Below are 9,966 nucleotides of genomic sequence, written 5' to 3'. Positions count from 1 at the left end.
CATAGCAGCCAAGGCCCTGTCCTTCGCAGGCAAGACCGGCCGGATCGTCGACCCCATGACCTACGTCTTCAAGGGCGCCGGCGCGGGACTGGCGAAGATCAGCGACATGATGGCCGGACTCAAAGGCATGGGCCGCGTCGAGTTCCCACCACTCCCCGACAACATCATCACCCTGCCCGAAGGCGCGGTCAGACTCCCCGACGGCACGATCAACCTCCCCCAGGGCGCGACGATCCCGGACGGAGCAGTCACACTCCCCAACGGCACCGTCAAACTCCCGGACGGAGCTGTGGCACTGCCGGAAGGCACGATCAAGTCACCCTTCGACGAGGGCGCGCCGTACATGGACCGCGACGGCAACCTCTACAACGACGACGGCAGCATCGCCCAGCACGCGAAGGACGCCACGACGGGCAAGCCGGACGCGGGCGCGGGCGTACCGAAGACCGACGCCCCGAAGGTCGACTCCCCGGGCACGGCCAAGGTCCCGGACCGCGTCCTGGCGGGCGTCGGCGGCCGCGGTGACGACGGCATCCGCCTCGGTAGCGACATCTCCGACCCGCTCCGCAGGGGCGGCCACACCCCGGACCACACCCCTGGCGGCCACGCGGGCAACCACATGCCCACGAACAACCTGGACAACACCCCCCGCGGCGGCCACGGCAACGACCCGCTGCACCGGGGAGATCAGACCCCCTCCACGGGCAGCGGCCACACCGACGGCCCCTCGGGTACTGGCCACGGCGACGGCCCTCCCGGCACGGGCAGCCACATGGATGGTCCCGGCGGCGGTGGCCACCACGAGCCCCCGTTCACGGGTGGCACCCACCTCCCGGAGAACCCGGGTGCAGGCGGCCTGGACGACGCGGCACACGGCACGAATGATGCGGTGCAGCCGGCGCCCCCCTCGGGCGGTCGGCAGCTGACCGCTGAGGAGATCAAGGTCAAGCAGGACGAATTCGTCCGGCGTGCGAACGACCCCGACAAGTCCTGGTTCGACCTGTACTACCGGTCGGACGGCCATCGCCGCAGCATCCACACCAAGATCGACGGGGTCGAACTACCCATCCTCGCGAAGGACAGCGACGGATCCTGGATCTCCAAGCACGACCTGCCCTCGGCCCCGTCGGAGATCAGGTACGGCCGCGACCCACTGACTCGCGGGAGCACCCCGGTCGACCAGATCGACCACCTCGACGATGTCGCGAAGGACCGCAAGGTCTCTGTGGACCTGTCTAACGCCGAGCGTGCGCACAAGGCTGCGCCGACCGAGCAGACGCTGGCGGAAGTGGAGCGTGCCCGGAAACGGTTCATCGATCATTTCGACGATCAGACGTCCAACAACAGCAGCTACTCCGAACGCCTGGGCGAGGATGCCGCGCGGCTGCACGTGGTGCCTGAGCGGTTCGAGGGCGCGGTGGAGCAGCCCCTACCGAAGACGCCCAACGGTGCCAACATGTTCGACCAGTTGTACCGGCGGCCGGACGGCAAGCTCTTGATCGTCGAGGCGAAGGCGCCGAGTTCGGGGCTCATCTGGCGCAGAGGCAAGGGCGCCGCTGCGGACATGATGGTGCAGCAAGGCACGCGGCACTACCTGGAGACCATCATCTCTGAGATGGAAGCCCGACCTTTGCTTTCCGTGACCGACAGCACGGGCAAGGTCTGGACCAACTCCGATCTGGCGGCCGAGCTGAGGCCGGCGCTCGAAAACGGAAACCTGGAGTATGCGATGGTGAAAGCCGTCGAGGGCAAGGGTACGTACGCTGGCGCGGTCCTCGAATACTTCAAGATCTGAATCTGACAAAGGAGATCAGTGGTTACGAGCGTGTCCCGCCAGAGCTATCCGGTGGCCGAGATGGAGGCAGTCGTCCCCGTCATGGAGAAGTCCCTGGCCAATTCGCTGCAGACCATCGAAACCTCGCACGGCACCAGGAGCGCGTCGCTGACGACTTCCCTGAACGTGGCACGCGTCCGCTGTATCGGGGACCCGGATGCGGTGATGCTGGAGACCTGGGAATCCTGGCTGCTGACCATGCAGGTGCACTCGGCGGTCTTCGCCGCCACGTTCACCGACCAGGAGACCGTGACCTGCAAGATCCGCCAGGAGGAGCGGCAGCTCGCCACCACCGGACCGCAGTTCTATCTCAACGCGGGGACCTGGCTCAACGCCTTCTTCCTGGCGCTGATCTGCCGGGAGACGGCCCGCCTCGACATGCTGGCGCAGGTGCCGGCATCGTTGCTGCGTGACTGCGGCGGTGTGCTGGACGAGTACGTATACGCCTGGGTGGAGACTCTCCGGAGCTTCTGGCTGCGGCGTGACGACGTCAGCCAGCACCTGGTGCGGGCCGTGGACCTGAGCGCTCCCGAGGCCGCCCGCATTCTCGACGTTGAAACCATGGGCAAGCTGAAGTACCCGCCGATCATGATGTTCTACCGCTACTTGCGCAACGACGCTGCAGGCTTCAACGAGGCCCTGAACGACGCTCTTCGCTGGCACAAGGAGTACTGGACGGCCGACGAGGACCGCACCCAGAACATCGAAGGGGTCGTGGCCATCGCCCCGTTGGCGGTGGCGTGCCTGGCGAAGGCCAACGGCATTCCGATCGAGGTCGAGTCCGGCTACCTGCCGAGCGCCCTGCTGGACTTCGCCTGGCGCGGCGAGTTCGACGCGTAGCGATCGAGGTCGAGTCCGAGTACCTGCCCGTGGCTCTTGTGAAGCGCAACCGGGTGGGCGAGTTCGATACCTGAGCCTCGCCCTCAGCCGGCGCGGAACATCTCCGTAGCCTGCGGCTCAACGCGGAAACCTCAGCGGAGAACATGACCGACGCATCTGCGCCCAGGAGACGAAACGGGGTCCGGTCGAAAGACCGGACCCCCCTCGCTCTCCCCCTCCGTCAGGGCTTCCCGATCCCCCCGGATCCCTCCCCGGAAGCGCCCGACGAGAGATACGACCCGGCAGGGTGCCGAACGGTTGCACGTCTTGGTGATCTCTTTACCCTGGCGGCAAAAAGCCTTCTCAGCAGGCGTGTTCGGCGTACCGGGACGCGACCTCCGCGAGGACTTCGGCGCCGTCGCGGGCCCAGAGGGCCTCGTTGAAGATCTCCACCTCGATGGGACCGTCGAAGCCGGTGGCCTCGACCAGCGTGCGGAACGCGCGGAAGTCCACTGCCCCGTCGCCCAGTTGGCCCCGGCCGAGCAGGACGCCCGCCGGGAGCGGGGTGATCCAGTCCGCCAGCTGGAAGGAGTGGATACGGCCGCCCGCGCCCGCACGGGCGATCTGTGCGGCCGCCTGGTCGTCCCACCAGATGTGGTACGTGTCGACGACCACCCCGACCTGCTCGGCGGGGAAGCGTTCCGCGATGTCCAGGGCCTGGGAGAGCGTGGAGACGACGCAGCGGTCCGAGGCGAACATCGGGTGCAGCGGTTCGATCGCCAGACGTACGCCTCGCTCGGCCGCGTACGGTGCGAGTTCGCCCAGGGCGTCCGCGATCCGCTCACGCGCGCCGTGCAGGTCCTTGCTGCCCGCTGGGAGACCACCGGAGACCAGGACCAGGGTGTCCGTGGACAGACCCGCCGCCTCGTCGAGCGCGGCGCGGTTGTCGTCCAGGGCGCGGGCCCGTTCCGCCGGATCGATGGCGGTGAAGAAGCCGCCTCGGCAGAGGCTGGTGACCGAGAGGCCGGAATCGGCGAGCAGTCGGGCGGTGCGCTCGATGCCGTACTCCTGCACGGGGGCCCGCCACAGGCCCACCTTGTCGATGCCCGCCTTGGCGCAGCCCTCGGCCAGCTCGGGCAGCGACCACTGCTTGATGGTCTCCTGGTTGATGGAGAGACGGCCGTCGCTCATCGTGTGCCTCCGCTGACCGCGAGCAGGGCACGCATCCGGGATTCGGCCAGCTCCGGGTCGGGGAACAGCCCCAGCCGGTCGGCGAGTTCGTACGCCTTCGCCAGATGCGGCAGCGAGCGGGCGGACTGGAGGCCGCCGACCATCGTGAAGTGGTCCTGGTGGCCGGCCAGCCAGGCGAGGAAGACCACGCCCGTCTTGTAGAACCGGGTGGGCGCCCGGAAGAGGTGGCGGGACAGCTCGACCGTGGGGTCGAGGAGGTCCCGGAAGCCCTGGACGTCCCCGGTGTCCAGGACGCGCACCGCGTGGGCGGCCAGCGGACCGAGCGGGTCGAAGATGCCGAGCAGCGCGTGGCTGAAGCCGCGGTCGTCGCCCGCGATCAGCTCGGGGTAGTTGAAGTCGTCGCCCGTGTAGCAGCGCACTCCGCTGGGAAGGCGGCGGCGGACATCGATCTCGCGCTCGGCGTCCAGGAGCGAGATCTTGATGCCGTCGACCTTGTCCGGGTGCTCGGCGATCACCTTCAGGAAGGTGTCGGTGGCGGCGTCGAGGTCCGAGGAGCCCCAGTAGCCCTCCAGCGCCGGGTCGAACATCGGGCCGAGCCAGTGCAGGACGACCGGCTCCGAGGCCTGGCGCAGGAGGTGCGCGTACGTCTCCAGATAGTCCTCGGGCCCCTCTGCCGCGGCGGCGAGTGCGCGGGAGGCCATCAGGATGGCCTGGGCGCCGCTCTCCTCGACGAGGGTGAGCTGCTCCTCGTACGCGGACCGCACCTCGGCGAGCGAGGCGGGTCCGGCGGGAAGCTGGTCGGTGCCGACGCCGCAGGCGATGCGGCCGCCGACCGCCTTCGCCTCGGCGGCGGAACGGCGGATCAGTTCGGCCGCGCCGGCCCAGTCCAGACCCATGCCGCGCTGGGCGGTGTCCATGGCTTCGGCGACGCCGAGACCGTGCGACCAGAGGTGGCGGCGGAAGGCGAGGGTGGCGTCCCAGTCGACGGCGGCCGGTGAGTCGGGGCTGGTGTCGGCGTACGGGTCGGCGACGACATGGGCGGCGGAGAAGACCGTACGGGAGGCGAGGGGAGTATCGCCGGGGGCGAGGTCGAGCGGGATGGTGCGGGGTTCGTAGGGGCCGTGCGGGAGGTGGATGGTCATGGGATCAGCTCCGATGCGCCGGACGGGAGGTGGATCGTCACAGCGTCAGCTCCGGTACGTCGAAGCGGCGGCCCTCGGCGGAGGACTTCAGGCCCAGCTCGGCGAGCTGGACGCCGCGGGCGCCGGCCATCAGGTCCCAGGTGTACGGCTCGTCGAGCACGATGTGGCGCAGGAAGAGCTCCCACTGGGCCTTGAAGCCGTTGTCGAAGACGGCGTTGTCGGGGACTTCCTGCCACTGTTCGCGGAACGACTCGGTGACCGGGAGGTCCGGGTTCCAGACCGGCTTGGGGGTGGCCGAGCGGTGCTGGACACGGCAGTTGCGGAGTCCGGCGACGGCGGAGCCGTGGGTTCCGTCGACCTGGAACTCGACGAGCTCGTCGCGGTTGACGCGGACCGTCCAGGAGGAGTTGATCTGTGCGACGGCTCCGCTCTCCAGCTGGAAGATGCCGTACGCGGCGTCGTCGGCGGTGGCGGCGTACGGCTTCCCCTGCTCGTCCCAGCGCTGCGGGATGTGCGTCTGGACGTGCGCCTGGACGGTGGAGACCCGGCCGAACAGCTCGTGGAGCACGTACTCCCAGTGCGGGAACATGTCGACGACGATGCCGCCGCCGTCCTCGGCGCGGTAGTTCCAGGACGGGCGCTGGGCCTCCTGCCAGTCGCCCTCGAAGACCCAGTAGCCGAACTCGCCGCGTACGGAGAGGATCTCGCCGAAGAAGCCGCCGTCGATGAGGCGCTTCAGCTTCAGCAGTCCCGGCAGGAAGATCTTGTCCTGGACGACGCCGTGCTTGATCCCGGCGTCCTTGGCGAGGCGTGCCAGCTCCAGGGCGCCCTCGACGTCCGTGGCGGTGGGCTTCTCGGTGTAGATGTGCTTGCCCGCGGCGATCGCCTTCTTGATCGCCTCGACGCGGGCCGAGGTGACCTGGGCGTCGAAGTAGATGTCGATGCTGTCGTCCGCGAGGACCGCGTCGAGGTCGGTCGACCACTCGGTCAGACCGTGCTGCGCGGCGAGCTCCTCCAGCGCATGGGCGCGGCGGCCGACCAGAACGGGCTCGGGCCACAGCACGTCGCCGTCGCCGAGATCGAGGCCGCCCTGCTCGCGGATCGCGAGGATCGAGCGCACCAGGTGCTGCCGGTATCCCATGCGACCCGTGACGCCGTTCATGGCGATGCGCACTGTCCTGCGTGTCACGAAAGTTCCTCCATACACCCGTAGCAAGCGCTTTCTATCGGAGATGACGCTAGCCTGCCGACAGCGGCCCGGACAAGAGGGGGCACGCGGTCGGTCATACTCCACTCCCACTCCTCGTCACTCCTCGGAGGAAAGCGATGACAGTCACCCTGGCGGATGTGGCGGCCCACGCCCGGGTGTCCCCGGCCACCGTCTCCCGCGTGCTGAACGGCAACTATCCGGTGGCCGCATCCACCCGGGAGCGGGTCCTGCGCGCGGTGGACGACCTGGACTATGTGCTCAACGGGCCCGCGAGTTCACTGGCGGCGGCCACGTCCGACCTGGTCGGCATCCTGGTCAACGACATCGCCGACCCGTTCTTCGGGATCATGGCTGGGGCGGCGCAGACCGAGATCGGCGGACCCGGGGACGGTTCGGGCCGGGCGGGCGGCGAGAAGCTCGCCGTCATCTGCAACACCGGCGGCTCCCCCGAGCGCGAGCTCACCTATCTCACCCTGCTCCAGCGCCAGCGCGCCGCGGCCGTCATCCTGACCGGTGGCGCCGTGGAGGACCCGGCGCACCGGGCCGCGATGTCCGCCAAGCTGGCGAAACTCGCGGACGCGGGCACCCGTGTGGTGCTGTGCGGACGGCCCCCGCTGCCGGGCAGCGAGGCGGTCGTGGCCGCGCTCGCCTTCGACAACCGGGGCGGCGGGCGGCGCCTCACCGAGCATCTGCTCTCGCTCGGCCACCGGCGGATCGCCTATGCCGCGGGCCCGTTGGAGCGGACGACGACCCGCCACCGCCTTGAGGGCCACCACGCCGCGATGAGGGCGGCGGGCCTCGTCGGCGACGAGGAGCGCCTCACCGTTCACGGCCCCTACGATCGCCGCTCCGGCTACGACGCCACCCTCGAACTCCTGCGCCGCGAACCGGAGGTGACGGCTGTCGTCGCCGCCAACGACACCGTGGCGCTGGGCGCGAGTGCGGCGATCCGGGACCGCGGTCTGCGCATCCCCGAGGACATCTCCGTGGCCGGTTTCGACGATCTTCCGTTCTCGGTGGACGCGGTCCCGGCGCTGACGACCGTACGGCTGCCGCTGTTCGAGGCGGGCGCGCGGGCCGGCCGGCTGGCGATGGGCAAGGAGACGCCGCCGCCCGGAGGCATCGCGACGATCGCGGCGGAGCTGATGGTGCGGGGGTCGACGGCGCCGCCGCGGAAGTGACGTGGGCGGGTTCCGCACCCTGATCCGGGGTACCCGTACCGCGCGCCGTGGGCCGATGATGTGCGGGCCGCTGTCCGGTCCCGTCAGGCGCGGTGGCACGTACCGATGGAAGGAACACACACGTGAAGCTCGCTTTCTCGACCCTCGGAGTGCCGGGGATGCCGGTGGCCGATGTCGTCCGGCTCGCCGCAGAGCACGGCTATCAGGGGGTGGAGCTGCGCGCCCACCCCGAGGAACCGGTTCACCCCGGGCTCTCAGCGCTCGAACGTGCCGAAGTGGTCGAGGAGTTCAAGAAGGGCGGCGTCGAGATCCTGACCGTCGCCGGGTATGTCCGGGTCGCGGCCGAGGGGGACGACCGGGCCACGCTGGACGAGCTCGCCGGGCTGGTGGAGCTGGCGCACGACCTCGGTGCGAAGAACGTCCGGGTCTTCCCGGGTGGCGGTGACCAAGAACCCGCCGTGGCCGATGCGACCGCCGCCCGCCGGCTGGCCGCCGCCGCTCCGCACGCCGCCGACCTGGGCGTACACATCCTGCTCGAAACCCATGACTCGCACCGGGCGGGCGCCGATGTGGCCCGGGTCGTCGGGACGGTCGGGCACGGACAGATCGGCGCGCTCTGGGACATCATGCACACCTGGCTGGCGGGTGAGGAACCTGCCGCGAGCCATGCGGCGCTGGCCCCGCACCTGGGATACGTACAGGTGAAGGACATCGCGTCGGCGGACGACATCGAGCCGTTGCCGCTCGGCGCCGGGGTGCTGCCGCTCGGGCCGTGTCTGGACACCCTGGACCCGGACAACTGGGTCTGCTGGGAGTACGAGAAGCGCTGGCACCCGCACGCGGCCGAACTGCCCGGACTGCTGAGCGCGGCACGGGAGCATCTGCTGCGGCTGGGTACACCGAAGGAGTAGCGGGATTCGTCGGTCGAGGACTCCCGGGGAGCAGGGCTTCCCGGGAGTCCTCAGCCATGTCCGGGGTCGGTTGCCGCTCCACCCACGGCATGGCCGCGCACGACCGTCTGCACTGTCGAGTCGCCGGTCAGGGATGGGTGGGGGGCTGTTTGGAGCAAGGTCCAATATTCCACCGGCCAGATCCCGAGGTCTTTTGCGAACGGCGCAGCTCCGACATAGTGGCCCGCACTGCGGAAGTTGATTTCCGCATTACAGAAGTCCGCTACGGAGGAGTGCCCGTGCCGCACGCCGCCCCACCAGCCCCATCTGCCGCGCCGACCCTCGCGCGGCGCACAGCACGTCTGCTACGCACCTCGCTCTTCGCGCAGGTCGGCTGCGCATTGTTGCTCGGAGTCCTCGTCGGACGGCTGTGGCCCGAGGCCGCTTCGGCCGCCCAGCCGCTCGGCGACGGATTCGTCCGCCTGATCAAGGCCGTGATCGCCCCGCTCGTCTTCTGCGTGGTCGTCGCCGGGATCACCAAGGCGGGCGATCTCAAGGCCTTCGGCCGCATCGGAGTCAAGGCCCTCATCTGGTTCGAGGTCGCCACCACTTTCGCCCTCGTCTTCGGCCTGCTCGCCGGAAACCTCGTCGGACCCGGCAGGGGCATGAACATCGACCCGGCCACGCTCGACACCTCGGCCGTGAACGCCAAGACCGGTGGCGGGGAGTTGCCCTCGACCTCGGAGTTCATCCTCCACTCACTGCCCGACAGCGCGGTCGGCGCCTTCGCCGAGAACTCCCTCCTCCAGGTCCTCGTCCTGTCCTGCCTGGTCGGCGCCGCGCTGCTCCACCTCGGCACCACGAAGGTGCCGGCGATCCTGCCCGCCATCGAGCAGGCCCAGGAAGTCGTCTTCGCCGTCGTCGGATTCATCATGAAGCTCGCCCCGCTCGCGGTCTTCGGCGCGACGGCGCACCTGGTGGGCGAGTACGGCCTCGGAGCGCTCTCCACGTACGGCAAGCTGATCGCCGTCTGCTACGGCGTCGCCCTGCTCTTCCTGTGCCTGCTCGCGCTCGCGCTCAAGGCCGTCACCGGGCTCAGTCTGTGGAAGTTCATGCGCTACACACGTGAGGAAATACTGCTCGCGCTCGGTACCGCCTCCAGCGAGACCGTGATGCCGCGCATGATGCAGAAGCTGCGCGCGGCCGGCTGCCGGGACGACGCGGTCGGCCTGGTGCTCCCGACCGGCTACTCCTTCAATCTCGACGGTGCCTCGATCTATCTCTCCGTCGGCACGCTCTTCATCGCCCAGGCGGTCGGCGTGGACCTGACCATAGGACAGCAGATCACCGTCGTGCTCGTCCTGATGCTCACCAGCAAGGGGATGGCGGGCGTCGCCGGCTCGGCCTTCCTCGCTCTGTCCGCGACCGCGTCCGCACTGGGAGTCATCCCGGCGGGAGCCGTGGCGCTGCTGCTCGGCGTCGACCGGATCATGGACGCGATGCGCGTCCTGACGAACCTGCTCGGCAACTGTGTCGCCGTCTTCGTGGTGTCCCGCTGGGAGGGCGCGCTGGACCGGGTGACGGCGAAGAAGGTGATGGGCGGTGAGATCGCCTTCGTACCGGAGCACGCCGAAGAGCCCAAGGGTGCGCCGAAGCACGTGAGGTGAGGCGGCACGCGGGGTCCGGCACGTGCGAGCCG

At 69.5% G+C, this 9,966-nt stretch carries 7 protein-coding genes and 1 pseudogene; 5 read left to right on the top strand and 3 right to left on the bottom strand.

The features are described 5' to 3' along the window. Together GA0115254_RS44885 and GA0115254_RS34315 are read left to right on the top strand one after the other, a co-directional pair. Nucleotides 1-1,795, top strand: a pseudogene (locus tag GA0115254_RS44885) (hypothetical protein); the annotation flags it as partial. An 18-nt stretch (nt 1,796-1,813) separates the two neighbouring features. Next, the gene (locus GA0115254_RS34315) at nt 1,814-2,674 is read left to right on the top strand and encodes an immunity 49 family protein (protein WP_256102919.1); all 861 of its coding nucleotides are present in this window, start codon (nt 1,814-1,816) and stop codon (nt 2,672-2,674) included. Between the two features lie 342 nt (nt 2,675-3,016). Here GA0115254_RS34315 and GA0115254_RS34310 read toward each other — a convergent pair whose 3' ends face one another. Genes GA0115254_RS34310 through GA0115254_RS34300 form a run of 3 tightly spaced genes read right to left on the bottom strand, consistent with a single transcriptional unit; the run spans nt 3,017 to nt 6,175 of the window. After that, nucleotides 3,017-3,844, bottom strand: a complete 828-nt coding sequence (locus GA0115254_RS34310; protein ID WP_093899168.1) for a sugar phosphate isomerase/epimerase family protein — start codon at nt 3,842-3,844, stop codon at nt 3,017-3,019. Further along, the gene (locus GA0115254_RS34305; protein ID WP_093899167.1) at nt 3,841-4,986 is read right to left on the bottom strand and encodes a dihydrodipicolinate synthase family protein; all 1,146 of its coding nucleotides are present in this window, start codon (nt 4,984-4,986) and stop codon (nt 3,841-3,843) included. The genes GA0115254_RS34310 and GA0115254_RS34305 overlap by 4 nt, the downstream gene beginning before the upstream one ends. A 37-nt stretch (nt 4,987-5,023) precedes the next feature. Next, the gene (locus GA0115254_RS34300) at nt 5,024-6,175 is read right to left on the bottom strand and encodes a Gfo/Idh/MocA family protein (RefSeq protein ID WP_093899166.1); all 1,152 of its coding nucleotides are present in this window, start codon (nt 6,173-6,175) and stop codon (nt 5,024-5,026) included. 137 nt (nt 6,176-6,312) lie between these two features. On the opposite strand from GA0115254_RS34300, the gene GA0115254_RS34295 reads away from it, so the two are divergent. The 3 genes from GA0115254_RS34295 to GA0115254_RS34285 all read left to right on the top strand — a co-directional run bounded on the left by GA0115254_RS34295 (nt 6,313) and on the right by GA0115254_RS34285 (nt 9,934). Continuing rightward, complete coding sequence (locus GA0115254_RS34295; protein WP_093899165.1) at nt 6,313-7,377, top strand: LacI family DNA-binding transcriptional regulator; 1,065 nt, start codon at nt 6,313-6,315, stop codon at nt 7,375-7,377. A 122-nt stretch (nt 7,378-7,499) separates the two neighbouring features. Then, nucleotides 7,500-8,288 carry a sugar phosphate isomerase/epimerase family protein gene (locus GA0115254_RS34290; protein ID WP_093899164.1) on the top strand — a complete coding sequence of 263 codons (789 nt, stop codon included), beginning with the start codon at nt 7,500-7,502 and terminating at the stop codon, nt 8,286-8,288. A gap of 341 nt (nt 8,289-8,629) precedes the next feature. Beyond that, nucleotides 8,630-9,934, top strand: coding sequence for a cation:dicarboxylate symporter family transporter (locus GA0115254_RS34285; protein WP_093899170.1), 1,305 nt, complete (start codon nt 8,630-8,632; stop codon nt 9,932-9,934). Nucleotides 9,935-9,966: the final 32 nt, after the last annotated feature.

The organism is Streptomyces sp. Ncost-T10-10d, from assembly GCF_900091955.1.
In the GTDB taxonomy this organism is placed as follows: domain Bacteria; phylum Actinomycetota; class Actinomycetes; order Streptomycetales; family Streptomycetaceae; genus Streptomyces.
This window is presented reverse-complemented; position numbering and strand designations above follow the sequence as displayed.

What these genes read in the sequence shown, in the direction of transcription:
- GA0115254_RS34310 (WP_093899168.1), bottom strand. Translation starts at nt 3,844, where the DNA reads ATGAGCGACGGCCGTCTCTCCATCAACCAGGAGACCATCAAGCAGTGG.
- GA0115254_RS34305 (WP_093899167.1), bottom strand. Translation starts at nt 4,986, where the DNA reads ATGACCATCCACCTCCCGCACGGCCCCTACGAACCCCGCACCATCCCG.
- GA0115254_RS34295 (WP_093899165.1), top strand. Translation starts at nt 6,313, where the DNA reads ATGACAGTCACCCTGGCGGATGTGGCGGCCCACGCCCGGGTGTCCCCG.